The organism is Pseudacidovorax sp. 1753 (assembly GCF_040544975.1).
Taxonomy (GTDB): Bacteria; Pseudomonadota; Gammaproteobacteria; order Burkholderiales; family Burkholderiaceae_C; genus Xenophilus.
The window spans coordinates 12,789-35,451 of record NZ_JBEPKY010000010.1 but is presented as its reverse complement, the minus strand read 5'-3'; the positions used below and the strand labels follow the sequence as shown (position 1 = coordinate 35,451).

Here is a 22,663-nt window from a genome sequence, read left to right as displayed (position 1 = left end):
CCCGAGCCTTCACACGTCCAGCAGCGCGCGATGCTTCAGGTGCCGCATGAACACTGGCATGAACTGCGCGTCCTGCCGCGCGCCCCAGACCGCCAGTGCATGGCCGACAACCCAGAGCACGGCACCCGGAATCCACAACTGCAGTCCCAGCGCCACAGCGGCCGCCAGGGTGCCGTTGGCGATGGCCACCGTACGCGGCGCACCGCCCAGCAGAATCGGCTCCGTCAGCGACCGGTGCAGCGGCACCTCGAAGCCAGGGACGTCCGGTCCGCTCATGCCAGCACCGCCCCACCGGAGAAGCTGAAGAAGCTCAGGAAGAAGGAAGAGGCGGCGAATGCGATCGACAGGCCGAACACGATCTGGATCAGCTTGCGAAAGCCCCCCGACGTGTCGCCGAAGGCAAGCGCCAGGCCCGTCGAGATGATGATGATCACCGCCACGATGCGCGCCACCGGTCCCTGGATGGATTCGAGGATGGACTGCAGCGGCGCCTCCCACGGCATGCTGGAGCCAGCGGCATAGGCGGGTGCAGCCACCGCCAGCAGCGTGACCAGCGGGAAGGCGGCACGCAGTAGCGGCCGCCTGGAACAGCGACGAAGGATCATGAAGAGTCTCCTGGAAGAGGTGACGGGGGTTGAGGAGGCACGGATTCGAAAGACTCAGGCAGCGCGGACTCCAGCGAGCCGTCCAGCAGATAGCCGTTGGTGTCGTGGCCGACGACCCGCGCGACGCAGTGAACCCGACGGGCGTGACCGCGCCCCGCGAGATGCACCACCACGTTCACCGTCTCGGCAATGAGTGCGCGCGGAACCGTGAGGCTGACTTCCTGGATGAGCTGTTCCAGCCGCGTGAGGGCACCCGCGGCAGAATTGGCATGCACCGTGGCAATGCCGCCCGGGTGGCCGGTGCCCCAGGCCTTGATCAGGTCCAGCGCTTCGGCGCCGCGCACCTCGCCGACCACGATGCGGTCCGGCCGCAGGCGCAAGGTGGCGCGCACCAAGTCGGCCATGGTGGCCGCACCCGGTTCCGCGCGCAGACTCACGTGGTCCTCGCTGCGGCACTGAAGCTCCACGGTGTCCTCCAGCACGAGGACACGGTCGCGGGTCCGGGCCACCTCGTCGAGCAGCGCGTTCGCCAGCGTCGTCTTGCCGGTGCTGGTGCCACCGGCCACCACGATGTTGAGCCGTGCTCGAACGGCGCAGCGCAGAAACGCGGCCTGCGCCTCGCTCATGATCCCAGCGGCCACATAGTCCGCAAGGGTCATGATGGCCAGAGCGCGCTTGCGGATTGCAAAGGACGGCGCCCGCACGATGGGCGGCAGCGCCCCCATGAAGCGCTCCCCCGTTTCCGGCAACTCGGCCGACAGCAGCGGCGCCCCCGAATGCACCTCCGCGCGCACATGCGCGGCCACCAGCCGGATGATCCGCTCGGCATCGGCGGCGGCCATCCGATGGCCCGTCGGCGCTCGGCCCGTCCCCAACCGGTCCAGCCAGAGCGAGCCGTCGGGGTTGAGAAGGACCTCGATCACGTCGCGGTCTTCGAGAGCAGCGGTGATCTCCGGCCCCATGGCCGTGCGCAGCATTCGAATGCGTCGCTCAGCCGGTTCGCGATCGGTCCATGCATCGGAGGCAGTCATGCGCCCTCCTCCCGAGCTTCTGACATCGACCCGGCGGAGTCGTCCGGGACAGGACCGACAACCACAGACTCTTCCTCGACTTCCCGGACCAGGCTGCGCCCGCGCTGCACGTGCCGCGCCAGCTGTTCAATGAACTGCGCATAGCGCGCACGCCCCTGGGCGCGGACGGCCTCCTGCTGATGCTCTGGGACGGGCAGAGCCAAGGTCAGGTAGTGGCGCACAAACAGCGCCACCGTCTCGATCAGGACGCCCTGGTCACGCTCCAGCCGCTCGAACTGGCGGGACAGCCGGTCCAGCCGCTTGGTCAAGGCAAGCTCGCGCTGCTCTGCTGCGTCTGGCGCGAGGTAGGCAGACAGCGCTGCGGCGATCACGGACGACTTCGACACGCCGCGATGGGCCGCGATGTCATCCAGCCGGCGCGCATGGTCCCGCTCGATGAAGATGTTCAGGCGCGTGCGCCGCGTGCCGAGGCTCATAGCACGATCCCGTCGTCCGGATCCAGCGCCGCCAGACGGGCGAGCCGAGACCGATCACGCACCGCAGGGCCACCGCGGGCGTCAGCGAGGCCGCGAGGCAATGGCATGCTCCCGTCGTCAAGCTCTTCGTCGAGCAGCAGCAGATCCACCGCCTCCGGCTCGGGCGTCGGCGGGGGCGAGAGATCCAGCTCCGGCTTCAGCTGGTGACCGCCTTCATCCAAGGACGAATTGCAAAGCTGCGCCGCCTGTACCCCTACGCCGCCACCCGCAGGCAGTGCATGCCAATCGTCCGGCCGGGCGGGCGGCCGGTCGCCATAGCGCCCCGCCCTCAACGCAGGCGGCGGCAGTACACGCGCAGTGAAATTGCGGTCCAGGAAGTAGCGCAGCTTGTGCGCCCGGATGGGCGCGTGACCCGACACCATCACGACTGCGTCCTCGGGCGGCAGCTGCATGACCTCCCCGGGCGTCAGCAGTGGCCGCGACGTCTCCTGGCGCGACACCATCAGGTGCCCCAGCCAGGGCGCGAGCCGGTGGCCGGCATAGTTGCGCTGGGCGCGTAACTCCGTGGCCGTTCCCAAGGCGTCCGAGATGCGCTTCGCCGTGCGCTCGTCATTCGTGGCGAACGCAATGCGCACATGGCAGTTGTCCAGGATCGCGTGGTTCGGGCCGTAGGCCTTGTCGATCTGGTTCAGGCTCTGCGCAATGAGGAAGGCGCGCAGGCCATAGCCAGCCATGAACGCCAGCGCTGATTCGAAGAAGTCCAGTCGGCCCAGCGCGGGAAATTCATCGAGCATCAACAACAGCTTGTGCCGCCGCGGCAAGCCGTCCGAGCCATCCAGCGACTCCGTGAGCCGACGGCCGATCTGGTTGAGGATCAGGCGGATCAGCGGCTTGGTGCGGCTGATGTCCGAGGGCGGAACCACCAGGTACAACGACACCGGGTGCTGCGCCGAGATCAGGTCTGCGATGCGCCAGTCGCACCGGGCCGTCACCTCGGCCACCGTCGGATCCCGGTACAGGCCCAGGAAGGACATGGCGGTGGAGAGCACACCCGAGCGCTCGTTGTCGCTCTTGTTGAGCACCTCGCGCGCCGCAGACGCCACCACCGGGTGCGGCGCGGTCCCCAGATGCAGCGTCGTCATCATGCGGTGCAGGGTCTGCTCGAAGGTGCTGGCCGGGTCCGACAGGAAGTTCGCGACACCGCGCAGTGTCCGGTCCTCGCCTGCGTAGAGCACATGCAGGATTGCCCCCACCAGCAGCGCATGGGAGGTCTTCTCCCAGTGGTTGCGACGTTCGAGCGCGCCCTCGGGGTCGACCAGGATGTCCGCGATGTTCTGCACATCGCGAACCTCGTGTTCGCCGCGCCGCACTTCCAACAGCGGGTTGTAAGCGGCAGACCGTGCATCCGTCGGGTTGAAGAGCAGGCAGTGAGAGAAGCGAGACCGCCATCCCGCCGTGAGCTGCCAGTTCTCGCCCTTGATGTCATGCACCACCGCCGAACCCGGCCAGCTGAGCAGCGTCGGCACCACCAGACCCACGCCCTTGCCCGAGCGCGTCGGCGCAAAAGCCATCACGTGCTCGGGCCCCTCATGGCGCAGGTAGGCGCCCTCGCGCGCGGGAAGACGGCCAAGGAATACGCCCGCGGGGCTGGTCAGGCCGGCCTTGTCGATCTCGGTGCGCTCCGCCCACCGCGCCGAGCCGTAGGTCGTCACACGCCGCGACACCCGCGAATGCCATACCGCCATGCCGATGGCCACGCCCGTGGCAAGGAGGCCGCTGCTCGCCGCGATAGTGCCGCCTCGGCTGAAGATCTCGGGCGCATAAGCGTCGTACCAGTACCACCATTCGAAAAGCTTCCAGGGCTCATAGACCGGCTGCCCGAGCAGTTCGAACCACGGTGCGCCAAGCCGCGGCTGATGCCCCAGGGCACTGGCCGTCCACTGCGTGGCGGTCCAGACGCCGCCCAGCGAGGTGCCGCCAACCGCGGCGATTCGGCCGACCAGAACACCACTTTGCACTTCCTGCGACATCACACTCCTCGATAGGCTCGGAGAACGCATGCGAATGGCATGCGGACACGGGCAACAAAGTGTCGAAAGAGAGCGCTGCTGCGACCACCCACCCTGGCGCAGCAGGGCGTAGCCATGCGGGCGCGCGTCCTTGCTCAAGTCACTCCCGACCACCGGCATCCGCGTCCCCATGGGCATCCACGCTTCGCAACTCCCCCACCACGCGCAGAAACTGCCGCTCCAGCTCGCGCCCCTGCCGCGCGAGCGTCAGGCCGGCGGGCGTGAGCTGCAGCGGTCGGCGGCGCCGATCAAGAAGCGAGACGTTGCCCAACCTGTGCTCGAGCTCACGAATCGCCCGGGACAGATTGGAGGCGTCCGTGGGCAGGCGCTCCGCCGCGCGACGAACGCTGGCCTCCTGCGCGACGGCCAGAAAGAAGCGCAGGTGGCGCAGACTGATGCCTTGGATCATGGGTATGCCTCGGCCGCTTCGCGGCGCCGCGACGCTTCGGACAACAGCATCCAGCGCCAACAGGGCCCAGTGTGAAGAGATGCGCGCTTCGCGGCAGCCTCCGGAATCTGGCAGGCACGGGTTCAGGGGACCTGCGTGGACGCCCCAGCGGCGCAGCCTGCGACCAAAGCAGCGGAACGCCCGCGATCGGCCGGAAGCGCCTCGCGCGATCAGAGGATGAGGCGAGTCGCGGCGCGCGCCGCCTGAAGGACGGTCTCAGCGCAGTCCCGCGACTCGCCTGTACGGCAGCAACTGGCGGTCTGTCCACCGACCTGGCGCCTTGGTCGGGGCGGCGTCGTCATGGGCGGCGACCGTCGTTGCATGGCACGACTCGGAGGCGGTCTCGGGCGGCTTGGCCGCGCAGGGGGGACGACGCCGCGAAGCTGAAGGTGAAGGCGCTGCTCGCAACGTCAGCATCTCCATGCCCGTCCAAGGCCGCCTCACCCTGGGACCAGCGAACGGAAGCACCACGTGCGGCCTCGCAAGATTGCCTCACATGCGCGACATTGCTATCCGTGCAACAGCCCCTGGGATCCAGCCGGGGAACGCCAGCGCCGCAAGCCAGCGGCCCCGTTGCTCGGCATGCAAGCGTTGCGCGGGAACCGAACGACCGAGAGGATCAGGCATTCCCACTGTCAATCAAGGACCCTCCCATGCCTTTCCTTCCTGGTGACACCCGGTTCAGCCGTCGATCGGTCTTCCTGCTTCTGGTCCTCTCTCTCTGGGCCGGCGCTTCGAGTGCGCAAGACAGCTATCGCATCGCGACGGAGGGCACCTATCCGCCCTGGAGCTTCAAGGATGCAAGAGGCGAGCTGCAGGGCTGGGATGTCGACATCGCGCATGCCTTGTGCGAGAAGATGAAAGCCAAATGCGAGATCGTCGCCCAGGATTGGGACGGCATCCTCCCAGGCCTGCTGGCCCGCAAGTACGACATGATCGTCGCCAGCATGGCGATCACCGAGCAACGCCGTCAGCGCGTCGCCTTCTCGGACAAGTACAAGGAAACGGTATCGCGTTTCGTCGCTCGCAAGGGGACGTCTGCGGACGTGAGCCCGGCTGCGCTCAAGGGCAAATCCATCGGGGTGCAGCGCGGCTCGATCCAAGCTGGCTATCTGAGCCGCGAGTACAAGAACTCGGACCTGCGCTTCTACGACACGCCCCAGGCCGCCGAGCTGGATCTGGTCGCCGGACGCGTCGAGTACATCTTCGGCAACATGGTGACCTATTACGTGGGCTTCATGAAGACCCCGCAGGCGAAGGACTTCGACTTCGTCGGTCCCGACCTCAAAGGCGGGCTGCTCGGCGAGGGCAACGGCATCGCCCTGCGCAAGGACGATCCGCAGACTCTGGCCAAGGTCAACGCAGCGCTCGCGGCCATCCGCGCCGATGGCACCTACGACCGCATCACGGCCAAATACTTCCCCTTCAAGCTGATGTAGCACGACCCGCCATGGAACTTCTACAAGGCTATGAAGCGCAGTTGCTGCAGGGCGCGCTCACGACCCTGCAGTTGGCCGCATGCGCGCTGCTGGTAGGTACGGCCCTGGGTTCGGTCTGCTGCTGGCTGCAGCTGTCGGGCATTCGCCCGCTGCAAGCCGTGGGTAACGCCTATGTGGCCATCGCCCGCGGCGTCCCGGATCTGCTCATCGTCTTCGCCGTATTCTTCGGGGGTCCGCTCACCCTGGCCACCCTGAGCGGCCGCCATGTCGAGATCGACACCTTTGCAGCGGGCGTGGTCGCACTGGCGCTGTCGTTCGGCGCCTATGCGGCCGAGATCGCACGAGGCGCGCTGCTGTCCGTGCCCGCCCCGCAACGGGAGGCCGCGCGCATGCTGGGGCTTTCGCGGGCGCAAGCGCTGGGGACCGTCGTGCTGCCGCAAGCGGCCCGCGCGGCGCTTCCCCCCTTCGGCAACCAGTCCATCGTGCTGCTCAAGCAGACGTCGATCGTCTCCATCGTGGGCTGCGACGAGCTGATGCGAAAGGCGGCGGAGGCTGCCGGAGCCACGCGCCAGCCGTTCACGATGTACCTGGCCGCCGCCTGCATCTACCTGGCGCTGACCGCCCTCCTGACGCTGTGTCTCGGATGGGGGGAACGCCGATCATTGCCGCTGGCAGCAAGGTGAGCCGCATGTTTGATGTGAGCCTTCTCTGGTCCGCGCTGCCGACGCTTCTGGCAGGCGCGCAGCTGACGCTCGTTCTCACCGCCCTTGTCATCCTCCTCGGAATGACGCTGGCACTGCCCGTCGCGCTTTGCGCCAATGCCAGGTTCTGGGCGGTGCGTGCCGCTGCACAAGCGTACATGCTGTTCTTCAGAGGCACCCCCGCGCTCGTTCAGCTGTTCCTGCTGTACTACGGTGCGGGGCAGTTCGATGGGGTTCGCCAGTCGTTTCTCTGGCCCGTGCTGCGCGATCCGTTCTGGTGCGTGGTCATCGCACTTGGCCTCAATTCGGCGGCCTACGCAGGTAAAACGCTGAGCGCAGCGCTCGATGCGGTTCCCAAGGGCCTGCGGGAGGCGGCCTTCATGCTGGGCCTGAGCCGGTCGCAGCGCTTCTGGCAGATCGATCTGCCCCTGGCGCTGCGCACGACGCTGCCCGCCCTCAGCAACGATGTCATCCTCACCTGCAAAGCCACCTCGCTGGCGAGCACCGTCACATTGCTTGAACTGACCGGCACGGCCCGTCTGCTCACCGCCGAGACCTACGCCCCCTACGAGGTGTTCTTCGGTGCGGGCCTCGTGTATCTCGCGATCAACTACCTCCTGATGTCCGGCCTTCGCAAGCTGGAACGCATACTGAGCATCCAAACCGCCTCTCCGTCCCCATGAAATTCATCACCCTTGGACCCGCCGGCAACAACCACGAGCTGGTGACGTTGCGGTATCTCGACTTCCACGGCCTGCGAGAACGGTCCGTGATCGAGTTTGTGCCCGACTTCTCGCAAGGTGCGGCTGCCGTGCTGAGCGGCAGCGCCGACTTCATGATTCAGTGCGCCGTGCATCCGGAATGTCCGACGACCATGGCCAAGTCCTTCAGCGGCCTGTTCGCCGTGGACACCTTCATCTCGCCCAGCCGCGATCTGGCCATCCTCCAGCGCCGAGATGCAGCGCAGCCCCGCACACTGGCCATCATGAGCCCGACGCTGGGCTATGTCGACGCGTCCCGCTGGGAAGAAGTCCAGCTGGTGCCCACCGTCTCGGAAGTCACCACCGGGCTCATCAACGGGACCTACGCGGCGGGCGTCGGCTACGCCTCGACGGCGGAGGACTATCCGGATCTCCTTCGCGTCACGCAGTTCATCGGCACCGTGGACGACGTGTGGATCGTCTACGGTCGCAACCGCGTGACCCAAGGCCAGTTGCTGGCGTGGCGGGACAGCCCTGCCAGCGGTCTGTTCAAGGAGTTTGCATGACGGAGATCTCGTCGGATCCGACGCTGGTCGTCAAGGTTGGCGGTCTTTCGAAGCACTTCGGCGCCCATCAGGTGCTCTGCGACATCCACCTGACGGTGCAGGCCGGCGAGCGGGTCGTTGTCTGCGGCCCCTCCGGCTCGGGCAAGTCGACGCTGGCCCGATGCGTCGGCGGGCTGGAGCCCTACGCCAGCGGCCAGGTGATCGTCAATGGACGGACGATCTCGCCGCGCATGCGCCATGCGGATCTGGTCTCGGCCAACATCGGCATGGTGTTCCAGCAGTTCAACCTGTTCCCGCACCTGACCGTCCTGGAGAACTGCACCTTGGCGCAGCGCTGGGTGCGCCGCCGGTCGAAGCGTGAGGCTCAGGATGCCGCCCTGGCGTATCTTGCCAAGGTCCGCCTGGCCGACAAGGGCTCGGCGTACCCGGCCCAGCTTTCAGGCGGCCAGCAGCAGCGCGTCGCCATCGCCCGCGCGCTGTGCCTGAATCCGTCGGTCATGATCTTCGACGAAGCCACATCGGCACTGGACCCTGAGATGGTCAAGGAGGTGCTCGACACCATGATCCTGCTCGCACGCGACGGCATGACGATGATCTGCATCACCCACGAGATGGGCTTCGCGCGGGCCGTGGCCGACAAGGTCGTGTTCATGGATGCCGGCCGGATCGTGCAGGAGGCGCCGCCCGAGCGCTTCTTCGACGACAACAAGGACCCGAGGATCCAGCAATTCCTCAACCAACGCTTCTGAGGCACGCGATCGGGTCTGGGGCTGCCGGCCCTCAATCACCGCACACGCGGGCCAGTCCGCGATCCAGCCCCAGCGCGAAGAGGGTTGGCAGCCGATTCGCACGCGCATAGTCTGCCGTGGCGCGCGCGACGCAGCGTGTGCACTCAGAGGTTCCCCGGTACGGCTGGGCGCCCTTCAACGCGTCGATCAAGGCCGGCCGCAATCTGTCCAAGGCCGGACGCAACTGGGCGCTCAAGTCCATCCGGTTGCCCGGTGGTGCGGCGTCGGACCGTCGCCACTCGGCGATCAGCGCGATCTGTATGAGCTTGCTGGCCTCGATCTGGTCCGCGAAGAAGGCTCGGGCCAGTTCGGAGGACACACCGCGTTCAGCGGCTTGCTGCCCCGCGGCAGCGATCACCTGCGCCTCTCGTGGATCGTCGGGCGGATCCGCCACGGGATAGCCGTTGTCCCATTTCGCGAGCGCCACTTGGCGGGAGATGTCGAGCCGAACCGCACTCAGCTCGACAAGGCGGGAGATGTCACAGGCCGGACCGACCTGCGGCGCGGCACAGGCCGACATGAGTGCGGACAAAGCCAGCAAGCCGGACATGCGGCGGCAGGCAACCAAGGCGATCATCCAGTTCTCCTCATGGAAATCTCCCGGCAAGCGTAGGACCGGCGACGTTGCGGGGACACCTCCCAGATCCGGTAGGCGCACGAGGCCGTTGCGTGGTGTATGAGGCCAGCTGCCACCACCGCAACGACAGGTCTCGGCAAGGACGCGCCCGGGGCGCCTTGGCTGCGCCAGAAGCGGCAGGGCCTCCGAGGGCGATGGCGGCAGGCGCGCACAGCGCCCGAGGGCAGGCCCTAGGTGCCCGCAGAGGAAGGGCGGGATGCGTCTTCGTCGTTCGCGATCGGTGGCAACGCCTCCTCGAAGAAGACACCCATCCGAACTTGCAGTGCAGCGGCAATCCGCCCCAATGTCTGGGTCGAGGAAGAGACCAGACCCCGCTCCACCCGCGACAGCATGGACAAAGACAGGCCACTCTCGCGCGCAAGCGCGGAAAGGGACATCCCCAGGCGCTCACGCTGGATGCGGACCTGGGCCCCGATGCACACATCCATCGATCCTTCGACGCCCCGCTTCGGCTTCCGCGCGGTCGCGAGCAGGCGCGCCGGAACGCTTACCCGTCCAGGCGTCGGCATGGGAGAAGCAGCTTGCATCGCGAAGTCCTTTCGAGGGCGGAGGCCCGCGTCCACAGCGCGGCCATCTACGTAATTCGTAGAGAACTTTAACCGAGATTCTTCGAATATCGTAGAGTGACGCCCCTCCGCGAGAAGAAGCCTTCCAAGATCTTTGGCCGCCGATTGCGCGAGGCCCGGCTCCGGGCACGCTTGCCGCAGGATCGATTGGGCGTGCTCATCGGTCTGGACGAGTCCAGCAGCAGCGCGCGGATCTCGCGCTATGAGACCGGCACCCATGAACCCGCCTTGCCGACTGCCAGGGCCATTGCGGCTGCGTTGCACGTCCCACTCGCATACCTCTACTGCGAGGACGACGTCACCGCCGACATTCTTCTGGAACTGGAGTTGCGCAGCGAAGAGCAGCGCGTGCGGTTCCTTGCGTGGCTTCGGGGCGATGAGCACGGCGGCGCCCCTTGAGCCTCTTGCGTTCGGCATCCCAGAGGATGGGCATTGATGCCTCGCCGCCGTCGGCTGTCGGCCCTGCCTCCAGGCAGGCCGAACCGCAGCGACGCCCCCTGCGCAGCCACGGGACCCAGCGGTCGCCCATGACCCAAGGCGTTAGAGATGCCGACCGAGACGCGCCCGTTGCGGCATCTGCCTAGGGATGCTCTTCACGAATAGCCCGCTCATGGGCTTGCCTGCGGCGGCGTGAACGCCGAGCATGGGGACTATGAAACAAACAAGCCTGGGGCTGCCGCTGTCGACCAAGCGCACGCGCAAATGCGAGTTCCTCGATGCGATGGACCGGGCGGTGCCCTGGCGTGATCTGGTGGCGCTGTTCGAGCCCTTCGCGCCCGAAAGTGGCCGCCGCGGCCAGCAACCCTTTGCGGTGGAGACGCTGCTGCGCATCCATTTCATGCAGCAGCGGTTCACGCTCAAACCGCTCCGGCCTACACCGCGCGAATGGTGAAGAACATCCCTAGGCGAAAGGATCGATGCGGCGTTACCAAGGCACCAGGCCGTGACGATCGACGAAGGTACCGGTCGGCCCGTCTGGCGGAAGTGTTGCGAGCCGGATGATTGCATCGGTGCCTTCTTCGACAGTCTGCAGGCCCCGGTGCGCATTGAGGTCGGTGGCCGTATAGCCGGGATCGGCCGCGTTGATGCGGAAAGCAGGTAAAGCGCGCGCGTATTGAAGCGTGAGCATCGTCAATGCGCTTTTAGAAGCACAGTAGAGCGGCAAGCAAACTTGCGACTCGTACCGCTGCGGGTCTTGTGTCACGGCAAACGACCCGAGTCCGCTGGACACGTTCACGATAACGGGGGGGCGTGGACGTTTCCATCAGTGGAATGAAGGCGTTCATGACGCGCACAGGCCCGACGACATTGGTGGCAAACACGGACTCGGCATCTTCGCCTGTCAGTTCTGCGGCGACCTTTCTGGAACCCGCGATGCCCGCGTTGTTGATGAGAACGTCCAAGCGGTTTTCGCGCTCGCGCAGTCGGGCAGCGGCATGGCGCACGCTCGCATCGTCGGTCACGTCCAGTTGAAGCCACTCGACGTTGAGCTGTGAGGCCGCCTCCATGCCCCGCTCGGCCTCGCGCGCGCCGATATAGACACGGAACCCCATGTCTTTCAGCCGGCGCGCCGTCTCGAAACCCAAGCCCTTGTTCCCGCCCGTGACGAGTGCGATGCGTTCAGTCATTGTCCTGCTCCACAGTGACGCCGCGCGCCAGATCGGCGGCTAATACTTCGGTAACGGCATCGAGTTGCCGCGCCAGCTTTTCCAGCTTTTCCAACGGAAACAACTCGACGGTGCGATTGGCCCAAGCCGCGAAATTGCGCTCCAGTTGGGCAAGAACCTTGTTGCCTTTGGCGGTCAGCGACACCCTCTGCATGCGCTTGTCTGCGTCATCCGGCGAGAAGGCGAGGCAGCCTTCGGCCACCAATTCGTTGGCGACGCGCTGCACTGCCTGCCGCGTCAGTTGGCTTGAGCGAGCAATGACGGCAACGGTCTGGTCGCCTTCGCTGATCCTCAACAGCACCCGCCAACGCGCCGAACTCTGTCCGACCTGCCGCGTCATCGCGTCGCCATGCTTCAACAGCACGGCTTGGGCCGCGATCAAGCTGCGGGAAAACCGGCGAAACCGCCGTGCCTTGTCTGTGTCCACATGCCCATTATTGACAGCATATTGTCAATCGTCAATGCGGCGCGACTGCTCCAGCAACCGGCGCAGCATGAGAAGACGCAGCGTCCGTAAGAACGACGTGCCGGATGTTGATGATGCCGTGCGATCGATGCGTAGTCATCGATCGCAACTGTTCAATCACGCCGGGCCAACGGACAAATGAAGGCAAGCGTGCGCGCCAAGGTCGAGCATCCGTTTCGGGTGATCAAGCGCCAGTTCGGGCATCTCAAGGTGCGCTATCGGGGGCCGGCGAAGAACACGGCGCAGTTGAAGGTGTTGTTTGCGCTGAGCAATCTGTGGATGGTCAGGCGAGCCGTGGTGGCCGAGGTGCGCCCGGCAGCGACGTGAGGGTCATGTGGGCAGCAAAACGGGCGACTTTGCCGCCCATCTGCACCCCGAAGCGACGTGTTCGCCCGCTTGCCCCGCCGCATGCCGTCTCCATCCAGTAATGGGCACGCTCAAACCGCTCCGGCCTACGCCGCGCGAATGGTGAAGAGCATCCCTAGCCGGCGCAGTCAGGCCCGTAACGTGAAGACAATCGAAAGATAGGACACCGGCCGCTCGAGGACGGCTTCGACGCCATGCAGCGCACTGGCATCGAACAGCAAGGAATCCCCCGCATTCAGATCCATCACTCGGGGCCCGTAGCGGTACTGGATCCGGCCACTCAGCAGGTGGATGAACTTCAGGCCCGGATGCTGGAAGCTTGCATAGGGCGCCGCCTCCGAGTCCAGTTGCACCAGGTAGGGTTCCACGAACATCTGACCGGACAGCAGGTGTCCCAGCAGTTCATAGCGGTAGCCCGCCACGGCCCCCAAGCGGTCCACCCGCATGCCCTGCCCCCGCCGCACCAGACTGAAGTCCATGCGCTCCGCCTGGTCCGCAAAGAAGCGCGCCACGGGCACGCCCAATCCGTGCGCGATGCGCTCCAGCGTGTCGACCGAGGGCGACACGAGCCCGCGTTCGATGCGTGAGATCAGCGATCGGGACACCCCGCTCGCCTGCGCAAGGCCCAGCCCCGACAAGGAGGCCGCACTGCGCAGCGCCCGGATCTGAGCCCCTACCCGGAACACGGTCGAGGTCGGCTCGCCCGCCTTCGGGGGCCGCGGCAGAGGGAGGGCCGAGACCGGGATCGGGATGACACGACCGGTGGGCAGGGGCGATGCCTTGGGCGGACGGCTCATGGCGTCGGCGCCTTGCGCGTCCACGCTGGCACACGCGATGTCGCGCCCCCGCGCGCGGGTGCCCGGCAGCCAGCGCGACGAGGAAGAAATGAAGGGGACCGGAGCACGGCAAGTCGACGTCAGAAAAGCCGCAAGTTTTCGAACAACGCCACCTCGATTCAAGACTTGCCCAAGAGGCAACCAGAACCCGCTGCACGAGGCCGTTGCGCGGAAGCGGCGGAGGGAAGCTCGCGGTTGCAGACCCGATGCAGACACCCGGGAGGACCTGCTGCTGCGGTGTTGCACCACGTGGCCACAGCGCCAGTTTGTACCATACAGGCAGGTGCATAAACAGGTCACCGACGGGAGAGTCGGTGGGTGCGCATGCAACAGGACCCCCAGCTTCTCCGCGCGCTCGCGGACGAGGTCCGGGCGCGTCGGTATGCCGCGGGCCACAGCCAGGAGGCCTTGGCGTTCCAGTGCGGCATGCATCGCTCCTTCATCGCCAAGCTGGAACTCGCCGAAAGCGGCCCCTCGATCACGGCGCTGTTCCGGCTGGCCGAAGGCCTGTCGATGCATCCGGCCGACTTGGTCGCAGCGGTGGCGACACGGCTGCTCAAGGAGCGCGCGGCCGACAGTGCGTCGGCGGCCTGAGCACCGGCGGGCCCTTGGGGCGCGAGCTGGGCTCGCGGTCGACACCATGGCACGGCGGACAGCGTATCCCGCCGTCTTGGCTCCCACGGGTGCAAGCAGCACCCCCCCAAAACCGCCTGCCTTGTGCCGCGACCGGCCATCGGCACCGTTGGCGTGACCGTTGCAGCAACCCGCCTGTCTTCCAGGCAGCAGCGGGCCCTGCTGTTGAACCGCATGCACAGCGCGAGCCGTTTTGCACCATACAAGCGGGTGCATAGGAACGCCTACCCCGGGAGAGTCGGCGCGTGCGCGCCCACCAGGATCCCGACCTCCTCCGAGCCTTTGCGGCCGAGGTCCGCGCACGCCGGGACGCCGCCCACCTCAGCCAGGAAGCGCTGGCCTTCCAGTGCGGTCTGAACCGCACCTTCATCGCGAAGCTTGAACTGGGTCAGACCAGTCCCTCCCTCACGACCTTGTTCCGGCTGGCCGAAGGGCTGGAAGCATCGCCCGGCGAACTGGTCGACGCCACGGCGCTCAGGCTCCGCAAGGAACGCGCCGCCAGCCGCCGACGCGCCGCCTGAGGGACGGCTACCGCACGGCAGGCACGGCACCTCGACAGCACGATCAGCAAGGGGCGCACCCCGCGGCCTGTGGCGGCCCCGCCTCGTGCCAGGTGCGTCCGGCGCGGTGGCGTCCTCGCTCTGCGCCCTTCACAGGGTGTCGCGACCTTCCAGCAAACCTCCCATTTTCAGGAGGTTGTTTTTCACCACTGCGCGATCACGATGGCCGCTTCCCTGTCCAACCTTGGAGGCGCCATGCGCACGCTGCTGATCGACAACCACGACTCCTTCACCTACAACCTCTTCCAGTACCTGGCCGCCAGCAACGGGGCGGCGCCGGTGGTGGTGCGCAACGACGAGATGGACTGGCATGAGGTCTGCCAGCTGGGCTTCGACAACATCGTGATCTCGCCCGGCCCCGGCCGGCCGCAACAACCGGCGGACCTGGGGCTGTCTGCGGACGCGTTGGCGCGGGCCGAGGTGCCGATCCTGGGTGTGTGCCTGGGTCATCAGGCCATGGGCCACGCCTGCGGCGCCACGGTCGACCTGGCCATGCGGCCGATGCACGGCCGCGTCGACCGCATCTCGCACTGCGGCCGGGGGCTGTTCCAGGGAATACCGGACCGCTTCGAGGCCGTGCGCTACCACTCGCTCGCGGTGACGCAGTTGCCCTCCAGCCTCGAGGCACTCGCCTGGGCACCCGACGGCACGCTGATGGCCCTTCGCCATGTGCGCAAGCCCTGGTGGGGCGTGCAGTTTCATCCGGAGTCCATCTGCACCGAGCACGGCGCCCGCCTGCTTCGCAACTTCCGGGAGCTGACCCTGGATTGGCAGCAGGGCCGCGTCCGCCGCAACACCTGGGGCAGCTTCGTCACGATTCCCGAGACGAATGGACCGCCCGAGCCCGCCTGGGCGGTGCACGCCCGCTGCCTGGATTTCTTCGTAGAACCGGCGCGGGTGTACCAGGCCCTGTTTGCCTCGCAGCGGCCGGCCTTCTGGCTGGACAGCAGCCAGAACGGGCCTGGCATCGCCCGCTTCTCCTTCATGGGCGACGGCAGCGGCCCGCTGAGCGAGTACCTGAGCTACGACAGCGAAGCCGGCGCTTTGCACATCCAGCGCCCCGATGGCGAGGAAACCGTGGCACAGAGTGTCTTCGATTACCTGGGCGTACGGCTGGCGGACGAGCCGGCCCAAGTGCATGCGCCCCTGCCTTTTGATTTCGTCGGCGGCTTCGTCGGCTACCTCGGCTACGAGCTCAAGCAGGAACTCGACGGCGAAGCCGTGCATGACGCAACCGGCCCCGACGCGGCCTGGTTGTTCGTGGACCGCTTCCTCGCGTTCGATCATGCGCAAGCCCAGATGTGGCTTGTCTGGCTCACACCGGAAGGCGGCCAGGACCCCCATCAGGGGTGGGTCGATTCCATCGCGGACTACCTGCAGGCCGAAGCCAGCGCCGCGCCGGCACCCATCCCGTCCTGCCGCGCACAGGCGGCGAGCGAGGTCCGGCGCATGCAGTGGCTGACGCCCCTCGGCAGCTATCGGACGCTGATTGAACGCTGCCAGCACGAGATCCGCATGGGCGAGAGCTACGAGGTCTGCCTGACGAACCAACTGCTGGGCATGGGGCGGGTAAATGCGCTGGAGCTCTATCACACGCTGCGCTTGCGCAATGCCGCGCCATACGCCGCCTACCTGGCGCTGCCGGAGCTGAGCGTGCTCAGCGCCTCGCCCGAGCTCTTCCTCGCCATCCTGCCGGACCGGACCATCGAGTCCAAGCCCATCAAGGGCACGGCGCCGCGGGGAAGGACCCCCGAAGAGGACGAGCAGCTCGCCCACACCCTCCAGTCCGACGAGAAGACGCGCAGCGAGAACCTCATGATCGTGGATCTGCTGCGCAACGACCTCAATCGCAGCTGCGAGGTCGGCAGCGTCCACGTGCCGGTGCTGTTCGGCATCGAGCGCTTCGCAAGCGTGTACCAGATGGTGAGCACCGTACGTGGCCGCCTGCGCCCCGATCTCTCGGCCATCGACGCCGTGCGGGCGGCCTTCCCGGGAGGCTCCATGACCGGCGCCCCCAAGAAGCGCACGATGCGCATCATCGACGCCCTGGAGGGCGCTCCCCGCGGCGTCTACTCCGGAAGCCTGGGCTATCTGTCGCTCAACGGGGCCGCGCGATTGAACATCGTGATCCGCACACTCGTCGTGCAGGACGATCGGGTCAGCATCGGCGCGGGCGGTGCGATCGTGGCCCTGTCCGACCCGGACGCAGAGATCGAGGAGATCGTGCTGAAGGCGCGAGCCCTCTGGGACACCCTGAAAGCCTGTGGTGCCGCGCTGGACGACCGGGATCTGGAGTGGCCGCAGCCCACCGCGCCGACCGGACCCGAAGACGCCGAGCGCCCCGGTGAAGCCTGATCCGCTCGGGCGGGGCGGACCCGCAGCCATGGCGGCGGCCATGGCTTGCTGGGCTGTCAACGACGCCCTGGTCAAACGCTGCGCCCAAGATCTTTCGGTGCCTCAGATCCTGGCGGTGCGGGGCCTCTTCGCGGTCGCACTCGCCCTGGCGCTGGTGCTGCTGGCCCGCGAACGGCCGAGGCCTCGCTGGCTGCTGCGACCGGAAGTGGCATTGCGATGCGCGCTTGAAGTCACCACGGCCGCCAGCGCGACGTGGGCGCTGTCCCTCGCGCCCCTTGGCGTCGTGACGGCCATCAGCATGACCGCCCCCTTGTGGGCGGTGATGGGCGCACAACTCCTTCGCTGGGAAATCCGTGCATGGCCGCGGTTGCTCGGCGTTCTTGCCGGTCTGGCGGGCGCCCTGCTCGTCGTACAGCCCTGGCAGAACCAGCCGCCCGCACCTGCAGGTGTCGCGGCCGCCCTCGTGTGCGCGCTGTGCCTGGCGGCCCGCGACCTGAGCACCCGGCGCGCGGCACAGGCGCTGTCGGCGCCGCAGTTGACGCTCATGACCAGTGCCAGCGTGGGCATCGCCGGCGTGATCGCGTGGCAGGTGCTCCCGCCTGCGCAGCCCCTCACCACCGCGCACCTGGTGTGGCTGGCCGCAGCGGCCCTGGGCGCCACGGCCGGCAATCTCCTGCTCGTGGCGGCGCTGCGCCGGGGCGATCTGGGCCGGGTCATGCCGCTGCGCTTCAGCCTGCTGCTCTGGTCCACCCTTTTGGGCATGCTGATCTGGCAGGAGCGGCCCTCCGCCATGACCTGGCTGGGCTTGGCACTGATCGCAGCAACCGGCGCCGCCGCCCTGCGCAAACGGCCCTGAGGCGCCGCAGGGCGCCCCAGCGTTCTCACCGGAGCATCCCGGTGACGGCCGCTCTGGCGGTGGCGGAAGGCCGATTCCGTGCTCCCAGCTTTCGTCCGGCGTTCTTCATGTGGAATTCGACCGTGTGCGACGACGTCGACAGGATCTGCGCCGTCTCGACGGACGTCTTCCCGTCGGCAGCCCAGCGCAGCGCCTCGCGCTCCCGCGGAGTCAGCGGTTCCAGGTGCATGCTGGTGAACTGCGCGAGACGCTCCGAGAAGGTCCTGTGCGCCACGTTGACCAGGAAGCGCATACGAACCTCCTTCGATCGCAGCTCCGCGGGGCTGAGCGGCTCCACGGCGCGCGCGAGACTGAGCAGCCCGACACCGCCTTCCGGCCCGTAGCAGGCCTGCGCCCAGCCGTAACGCAGGCCGAAGGAGCGCGCCTCGTCCCACAGCTGCGCGCTGCGGCGGAAGACGGTATCGCTCCACAGCACGGGCTCCAAGGAGGCCCGCGCATGCATCGCCGTCGGGTCGATGCGCACGTACTCGGCCTCCCGATAACGCGCCTGCCATAAAGGGGCGTAGTTGTTGATCAGGAAGCAGCGTCGGGTTGTGAACGGCACCGGGTACTGATACCCATAGGCACACCACTCGAAGCCCAGCTGACTCGCGCCCGCCTGCACCGCCGCAAAGACACCCTTGACGGACGTCGTTCTGTCCAGCGCCTCCAGCAGTGCGCCCACCCATCTCTCCATGGCACTTCCCCTCCTCGACTCGTTGGCCCGCAGGTAGCGGGATCACAAAAGATTAATAAAAAGTGCCCATTTTGTGCAACAGCTGTGCGTGTGACGAACATCAAAACGCCGCGCCGACCTGCTGCGCATGCCGTCGTCTTCCCGCCTACAGGGGCAAGGCAGGGCGATCAAGGTCGGGGGCGCAACTACCAGATTCGGCAGGTAGCTCCGCGCTCCGACTGCGCCTGAAATTACGGTGAACAAACCGGAGGTTTCATGCACTACCTGACAGGCAACGCCCGCCAACTCGGCGCCCCGTTGACCGCCGCGCTCGGCCGCTATCGGCACCGGGTCTTTGTCGAGCAGCTGGGCTGGGATCTCCCCGATGCCAGTCACGATGCCGAGTGGGACGTCTTCGATACAGCCGACACCGTCTACGTCCTGGCCCTGAATGAGGGAGACCGGATCCGGGGCTGCGCGCGCCTGCTGCCGACCACGGGCCCGTACCTGCTGTCCGGCATCTTTCCCGAGCTGCTCGACGGTGCGCCCAGCCCACGGTCGGCCGCGGTCTGGGAGTTGTCGCGCTTTGCGGCCCTGGATCCGGATGCACCCCCTTCGAGCAGCCACACGCTGGGCTCACCCGCCGCACTCGATCTGCTCGGCGCGAGCCTGCGCGAAGCCTGGCGCCGCGGGGCCGCTCAGGTCGTCAGCGTGTCGCCCGTGGCCATCGAGCGGATCCTGCATCGTGGCGGCTTCACCTATTCCCGGCTGGGCATGCCGCGGCATGTCGACGGTCAGCATCTCTTCGCCTGCGGCTTCGCTTTGCCACACCACACGATGGGCTGGCCGGATGCCGTTCGCGGGTCGGCCGACACCGAGGTGCGCCACCGTCCGCGTCGTGACACGCCCCAGCACAGTGGAAGCGCGCGTGGCGCGGTGCCTCCATCCTGACGGCAAGCTCCGCCGTCCCCCGTCCGCGACAGGTCGTGCGGTGGCCCCGAGAGAAGCACTTCTTCCTCGCAGCCCTCACCGCCCGATGCCCTGTCCGCGTCCGAGGTCCCAGCTCACGGCGCTGCCCTTCACCGTCACACTCAATGTCCGGCTTCGACGTGCCTCGATCACTGGACGCCAGGGCACCAGGGAGAAGCTTCGGCCCTCGTCGAGCACGGCAAAGCGGCCACTGACCAGTTGCACCGACTCTCTATAGATGCCCTGGATCCGCTGACCGTCGGGCACGGCGCGCCACGGCTTGCCCAGCTCGGCCTCCAGCAGGCGGCCGTACTGTTCGACTTCGCGCGCCGCCAGCGTCTGCAGCAGGGTCCGGCTCAGCACGACCCGCTGCCCCTGCCGCCGGGCCAAACCTTGCGTCTCCAGCACGTCCAGCCGGTCTTCCAGGGCCTGACGCACCTGTGCACCAAAGCCGGCCGCGGCAGGCACTTCATGGCCCTCGCCACCGACGAGTTGCCGGTCCAGCCAGGTGGCGCCCGTGGCATGGACTTGGCGCTCCAGGGGCACATGGCAGCGGACCTCCACCGCCAGTCCGGCTGAAGGCTTGCGCCCATCGAAGGCCTGGGCCCGCTCGACCAGATCCGCGGGAACGCGCCACACGCCATCGCCCAGGCGGTCGACCACGCCGCCCCGCCGCAGCGACTCCAGCCGGCGCGTGCAGGCGGTCAGGACCTCTTCGGCGCGGGGATGCCGGCCCGCTTGAAGCGAAGCGCGATGAGACGACGCCTGGTAGATGCCGTCGCGCGCAGCCGCCTGGATGTGCCCATCGGCGGCGCGCCCCAACGGCACCGGCTGGCACGCCACGATGCTGCCGACGGGGATGTCGGCCAGGTCGCTTCCAGCGGACAGCGTGACATAGTGCGCGCGCCCATCCAGGCCATCGATCACCAGGTAAGGCTGCTCCAAGAGCTCGTCGTGCAGCCCCTTGGCATGGACGCGTCCCACGATCCGGGCCTGCGCCGCCGGCTCCGGCACCAGCTCGCGCAGTTCTCCTGCCATGGCACGGTGCAAGGTGCGCAGGATGTCGCCCCGCCGCCCCATGGCAGCCAGGGTGGACTCCAGCCCGTCGGCCAGCTGCCATGCATGCGGGTCCAGCCGCCGTGCCAGGCCCAGGGCCTCCAGATGCTGCAGGCGCGCGCGCAACAGCATGTCCTGCGACGGAGCGCGTCCGCGGGCTTTCAGCAGCACGGAGCCCTCCCGCGCCCGACGCAGCAGCTGTCGATCCAGGCCGGTGAGCCGCTCCTGCTGCACCTCCCGCTCCTGCGCGCGCTGGATCTCCAGTTCCGTGCGGGGTCCCAGCCACTGCGTCGCGATCTCGCTCGCCCGCAGCCGCATGCCGTGGGCGATGTAATCCGGCGCAATCACGAGATCGCGCTCGCCGCGGCCGCTGCCCACCCGACCGCGCAGCACAACATGCGTGTGCGGGTTGTCCGTGTCCCAATGGTCCACCGCCACCCAGTCCAGCGGCGTCTCCAGATCGGTGGCCATCTGCTGCATCAGCCGACGGGTGAAGCCCGGCAGATCCTCCAGTTCGGCGGCATCCTCGGGCGACACGATGAAGCGGAACTGGTGGCGGTCGCCGCGGCCGCGTTCCTCGAAGGCCCGAAGGTCAGCCGCGTCCGTGTCGGCACCATAGGCCCGGCCCTGCTGCCCATCGCGCGTCACGCCATCCCGCTCGATGTAGCGCAGATGGGCCATCACCCCGGCCTTGCCAGCGCGACGCTGGACCACGAACCGCGACTTCACCACGACGCGCCGCGCGTTGGCAGACAAGCCTCGCCCCGCGGTGCCGGCGGCGACCTGGCCGCGCCCGAAGCGCGACGCGGGTCGCCCGCCGGCCGTCCGGGCGGACTTGGCGCCGGCCACAGAAGCGGCCTTCAGAACCTGCGCCACGAAAGCCTGGGGGTGCGCCCCTCCGCGGGCTTTGGGCGGCCTGGGCCGCGGTCGGAAGCGGTCGTCGTCGGCGCGCGTCATGCCCCGCCCCTCGCATCCGTGCGCGGGCGCACGGGACCGGCACCCGCGGTGTCTGCGGCGTGCCGCGCCAAACCCTTGTGCAGACGGAAGAAACGCCCTGGGGCGTGCCGATCCTTTTCTCTTGCCTTCGGTCTCCGCCTCCCCGCAGCCCCCCCCGAAACCGGCACTGCCCTCGGCAAGGCCCGACCTCCGGCACGCGCGCCGCCGTGCCCGGGCGATGCCAGGCGACGTGCTGCAGCGATCGCCAGGTGGACTCTCATTGGGCGACGGACGTGCACATCGGGAGCCGCCCGGTGACACGATCGGTGCACGCGCAGGGGCAGGCTCACAGCGCTCACCATGTCCACAGAGGCTGCGCGACACCGAGCAGGTCGGCAACGCCCACAGGGCCGAAGTAACGGCTGTCGAACGATGCCGGATGCGTGGTGCTGAGCAGGAAGAGCTCGCCCACATCGAGGCGTCGGCACTGGGTCCAGTGATGCAGCGGGCGACGCGCGCCGTCCTCTCCAAGCAGGGCCGCGACGGGAACGCCATCGACCCGGACCCACCCCTCGGACACGCAGACCGCTTGCGGGGCCACGGCGCCGACACGTTTGATCACCGGCACACCTTCAGGCAGATAGCCGCGCTGCGCGGCAAGCGCCGCCGCTTCGGCGGGAAGCCGGGCCAGCACGAGGTCGCCGACGTGCAGCGCGCTTGGATCGCGGCGCGCATCGACGCGGTACCAGCCGCGCGCCACGCTTGCGCTGGGGTTGAAAACAACCCACACAGGAAGGGGCAGCTCAACGGGCACAGCCAACATCGCCGTGGACAGCGTGGCGACGATCAGCAGCACGGCCCGGCGGCGCGCGCGCTTCATCATGGCGAACCTCGTTCGATCACACGGACGCGGATGCCCAGACACGCTGCCAGGATGCGGCAAATGCTGGCGCGACGGAGCTGCGCAGGCGGCCTGCTGTGCCGGCACAGCAGCACGCATGCGTCGTCGCACGGCCTTTCGCCATGGCAGCAGTTCGCGCGGCGCATGAACCTTCTGCGACAGAGGCGGCGCCCGCATCCGAGCTCGGGCGCGCCCCACCGGATGGCCACCGCGCGCGTCCACCGCCCCGCGAGGATGCACACGAAACGAAGTGCTCGCAACGCTGTCGGCGATGGCTTAAGGCGAGGCAAGGCGCTGCGAATCGCGAGGGCGCCGCGCAA

At 67.7% G+C, this 22,663-nt stretch carries 26 protein-coding genes and 2 pseudogenes; 13 read left to right on the top strand and 15 right to left on the bottom strand.

Annotated elements, in window-relative coordinates:
* Positions 1 to 9 precede the first annotated feature (9 nt).
* The 6 genes from ABIC63_RS13870 to ABIC63_RS13845 all read right to left on the bottom strand — a co-directional run bounded on the left by ABIC63_RS13870 (position 10) and on the right by ABIC63_RS13845 (position 4,590).
* Positions 10 to 276: a VirB3 family type IV secretion system protein gene (locus ABIC63_RS13870; RefSeq protein ID WP_295372657.1), complete on the bottom strand. Its 267-nt coding sequence runs from the start codon at positions 274 to 276 to the stop codon at positions 10 to 12.
* Complete coding sequence (locus ABIC63_RS13865; RefSeq protein ID WP_354320155.1) at positions 273 to 605, bottom strand: TrbC/VirB2 family type IV secretion system protein; 333 nt, start codon at positions 603 to 605, stop codon at positions 273 to 275. Before ABIC63_RS13865 ends, ABIC63_RS13870 begins: the two co-directional genes overlap by 4 nt.
* Positions 602 to 1,636, bottom strand: coding sequence for a P-type conjugative transfer ATPase TrbB (trbB, locus tag ABIC63_RS13860; protein WP_354320154.1), 1,035 nt, complete (start codon positions 1,634 to 1,636; stop codon positions 602 to 604). Before trbB ends, ABIC63_RS13865 begins: the two co-directional genes overlap by 4 nt.
* Positions 1,633 to 2,112: a CopG family transcriptional regulator gene (locus ABIC63_RS13855; protein ID WP_354320153.1), complete on the bottom strand. Its 480-nt coding sequence runs from the start codon at positions 2,110 to 2,112 to the stop codon at positions 1,633 to 1,635. Before ABIC63_RS13855 ends, trbB begins: the two co-directional genes overlap by 4 nt.
* A complete protein-coding gene (locus ABIC63_RS13850; RefSeq protein WP_502935876.1) occupies positions 2,109 to 4,142 on the bottom strand; it encodes a conjugal transfer protein TraG in 2,034 nt (677 codons plus the stop codon). The genes ABIC63_RS13855 and ABIC63_RS13850 overlap by 4 nt, the downstream gene beginning before the upstream one ends.
* A gap of 139 nt (positions 4,143 to 4,281) precedes the next feature.
* The gene (locus ABIC63_RS13845; RefSeq protein ID WP_354320152.1) at positions 4,282 to 4,590 is read right to left on the bottom strand and encodes a LysR family transcriptional regulator; all 309 of its coding nucleotides are present in this window, start codon (positions 4,588 to 4,590) and stop codon (positions 4,282 to 4,284) included.
* Positions 4,591 to 5,282: 692 nt separating this feature from the next.
* Between ABIC63_RS13845 and ABIC63_RS13840 the strand changes: the two genes are divergently transcribed.
* The 5 genes from ABIC63_RS13840 to ABIC63_RS13820 are packed head-to-tail and all read left to right on the top strand — an operon-like array spanning position 5,283 to position 8,785.
* Positions 5,283 to 6,068 (top strand): ABC transporter substrate-binding protein, encoded by a 786-nt coding sequence (locus tag ABIC63_RS13840; protein WP_354320151.1) that lies wholly within the window; start codon positions 5,283 to 5,285, stop codon positions 6,066 to 6,068.
* An 11-nt stretch (positions 6,069 to 6,079) separates the two neighbouring features.
* On the top strand, positions 6,080 to 6,751 hold the full coding sequence (locus tag ABIC63_RS13835; protein WP_354320150.1) for an ABC transporter permease: 672 nt from the start codon (positions 6,080 to 6,082) through the stop codon (positions 6,749 to 6,751).
* A 5-nt stretch (positions 6,752 to 6,756) separates the two neighbouring features.
* On the top strand, positions 6,757 to 7,452 hold the full coding sequence (locus tag ABIC63_RS13830; protein WP_354320149.1) for an ABC transporter permease: 696 nt from the start codon (positions 6,757 to 6,759) through the stop codon (positions 7,450 to 7,452).
* Complete coding sequence (locus ABIC63_RS13825) at positions 7,449 to 8,036, top strand: hypothetical protein (protein ID WP_354320148.1); 588 nt, start codon at positions 7,449 to 7,451, stop codon at positions 8,034 to 8,036. Before ABIC63_RS13830 ends, ABIC63_RS13825 begins: the two co-directional genes overlap by 4 nt.
* Positions 8,033 to 8,785: an amino acid ABC transporter ATP-binding protein gene (locus tag ABIC63_RS13820; protein WP_354320147.1), complete on the top strand. Its 753-nt coding sequence runs from the start codon at positions 8,033 to 8,035 to the stop codon at positions 8,783 to 8,785. The genes ABIC63_RS13825 and ABIC63_RS13820 overlap by 4 nt, the downstream gene beginning before the upstream one ends.
* A 31-nt stretch (positions 8,786 to 8,816) precedes the next feature.
* On the opposite strand, the gene ABIC63_RS13815 is transcribed toward ABIC63_RS13820, so the two are convergent.
* Together ABIC63_RS13815 and ABIC63_RS13810 are read right to left on the bottom strand one after the other, a co-directional pair.
* Complete coding sequence (locus ABIC63_RS13815) at positions 8,817 to 9,401, bottom strand: chorismate mutase (protein WP_354320146.1); 585 nt, start codon at positions 9,399 to 9,401, stop codon at positions 8,817 to 8,819.
* A 230-nt stretch (positions 9,402 to 9,631) separates the two neighbouring features.
* Positions 9,632 to 9,988 carry a helix-turn-helix domain-containing protein gene (locus ABIC63_RS13810; protein WP_354320145.1) on the bottom strand — a complete coding sequence of 119 codons (357 nt, stop codon included), beginning with the start codon at positions 9,986 to 9,988 and terminating at the stop codon, positions 9,632 to 9,634.
* Positions 9,989 to 10,084: 96 nt separating this feature from the next.
* Between ABIC63_RS13810 and ABIC63_RS13805 the strand changes: the two genes are divergently transcribed.
* Positions 10,085 to 10,426, top strand: a complete 342-nt coding sequence (locus tag ABIC63_RS13805; protein ID WP_354320144.1) for a helix-turn-helix domain-containing protein — start codon at positions 10,085 to 10,087, stop codon at positions 10,424 to 10,426.
* A 253-nt stretch (positions 10,427 to 10,679) separates the two neighbouring features.
* Positions 10,680 to 10,886, top strand: a pseudogene (locus ABIC63_RS13800) (transposase); the annotation flags it as partial.
* 66 nt (positions 10,887 to 10,952) lie between these two features.
* Here the strand turns inward: ABIC63_RS13800 and ABIC63_RS13795 are convergent.
* From ABIC63_RS13795 to ABIC63_RS13785, 3 genes are read right to left on the bottom strand one after another with little or no spacing between them, the layout of a single operon-like run.
* Positions 10,953 to 11,231, bottom strand: coding sequence for a Rossmann-fold NAD(P)-binding domain-containing protein (locus ABIC63_RS13795; protein WP_354320143.1), 279 nt, complete (start codon positions 11,229 to 11,231; stop codon positions 10,953 to 10,955).
* Positions 11,170 to 11,655, bottom strand: coding sequence for an SDR family NAD(P)-dependent oxidoreductase (locus ABIC63_RS13790; RefSeq protein ID WP_354320142.1), 486 nt, complete (start codon positions 11,653 to 11,655; stop codon positions 11,170 to 11,172). The genes ABIC63_RS13795 and ABIC63_RS13790 overlap by 62 nt, the downstream gene beginning before the upstream one ends.
* Positions 11,648 to 12,121: a MarR family winged helix-turn-helix transcriptional regulator gene (locus tag ABIC63_RS13785; RefSeq protein WP_354320141.1), complete on the bottom strand. Its 474-nt coding sequence runs from the start codon at positions 12,119 to 12,121 to the stop codon at positions 11,648 to 11,650. Before ABIC63_RS13785 ends, ABIC63_RS13790 begins: the two co-directional genes overlap by 8 nt.
* Before the next feature lie 177 nt (positions 12,122 to 12,298).
* Between ABIC63_RS13785 and ABIC63_RS13780 the strand changes: the two are divergent.
* Positions 12,299 to 12,487: pseudogene (locus ABIC63_RS13780) on the top strand (transposase); the annotation flags it as partial.
* Positions 12,488 to 12,654: 167 nt separating this feature from the next.
* Here ABIC63_RS13780 and ABIC63_RS13775 read toward each other — a convergent pair.
* Positions 12,655 to 13,212, bottom strand: coding sequence for a helix-turn-helix domain-containing protein (locus tag ABIC63_RS13775; RefSeq protein WP_354320350.1), 558 nt, complete (start codon positions 13,210 to 13,212; stop codon positions 12,655 to 12,657).
* Between the two features lie 474 nt (positions 13,213 to 13,686).
* Between ABIC63_RS13775 and ABIC63_RS13770 the strand changes: the two genes are divergently transcribed.
* From ABIC63_RS13770 to ABIC63_RS13755, 4 genes are all read left to right on the top strand, one after another.
* Entirely contained in the window at positions 13,687 to 13,956 is a 270-nt protein-coding gene (locus ABIC63_RS13770) for a helix-turn-helix domain-containing protein (RefSeq protein WP_354320140.1), read from the top strand.
* A 284-nt stretch (positions 13,957 to 14,240) separates the two neighbouring features.
* Positions 14,241 to 14,516, top strand: a complete 276-nt coding sequence (locus tag ABIC63_RS13765) for a helix-turn-helix domain-containing protein (RefSeq protein WP_354320139.1) — start codon at positions 14,241 to 14,243, stop codon at positions 14,514 to 14,516.
* A 201-nt stretch (positions 14,517 to 14,717) separates the two neighbouring features.
* Complete coding sequence (gene pabB, locus ABIC63_RS13760) at positions 14,718 to 16,910, top strand: aminodeoxychorismate synthase component I (RefSeq protein ID WP_354320138.1); 2,193 nt, start codon at positions 14,718 to 14,720, stop codon at positions 16,908 to 16,910.
* A 28-nt stretch (positions 16,911 to 16,938) separates the two neighbouring features.
* Positions 16,939 to 17,766: a DMT family transporter gene (locus ABIC63_RS13755; protein ID WP_354320349.1), complete on the top strand. Its 828-nt coding sequence runs from the start codon at positions 16,939 to 16,941 to the stop codon at positions 17,764 to 17,766.
* A 25-nt stretch (positions 17,767 to 17,791) separates the two neighbouring features.
* Here ABIC63_RS13755 and ABIC63_RS13750 read toward each other — a convergent pair whose 3' ends face one another.
* Positions 17,792 to 18,490 (bottom strand): autoinducer binding domain-containing protein, encoded by a 699-nt coding sequence (locus ABIC63_RS13750; protein ID WP_354320137.1) that lies wholly within the window; start codon positions 18,488 to 18,490, stop codon positions 17,792 to 17,794.
* A gap of 267 nt (positions 18,491 to 18,757) precedes the next feature.
* On the opposite strand from ABIC63_RS13750, the gene ABIC63_RS13745 reads away from it, so the two are divergent.
* Positions 18,758 to 19,432 carry an acyl-homoserine-lactone synthase gene (locus ABIC63_RS13745; RefSeq protein WP_354320136.1) on the top strand — a complete coding sequence of 225 codons (675 nt, stop codon included), beginning with the start codon at positions 18,758 to 18,760 and terminating at the stop codon, positions 19,430 to 19,432.
* A gap of 75 nt (positions 19,433 to 19,507) precedes the next feature.
* Here the strand turns inward: ABIC63_RS13745 and ABIC63_RS13740 are convergent, their stop codons facing one another.
* Positions 19,508 to 21,187 carry a DUF3363 domain-containing protein gene (locus ABIC63_RS13740; protein ID WP_354320135.1) on the bottom strand — a complete coding sequence of 560 codons (1,680 nt, stop codon included), beginning with the start codon at positions 21,185 to 21,187 and terminating at the stop codon, positions 19,508 to 19,510.
* 610 nt (positions 21,188 to 21,797) lie between these two features.
* Positions 21,798 to 22,325: a S26 family signal peptidase gene (locus ABIC63_RS13735; protein WP_354320134.1), complete on the bottom strand. Its 528-nt coding sequence runs from the start codon at positions 22,323 to 22,325 to the stop codon at positions 21,798 to 21,800.
* Between the last annotated feature and the right edge of the window lie 338 nt (positions 22,326 to 22,663).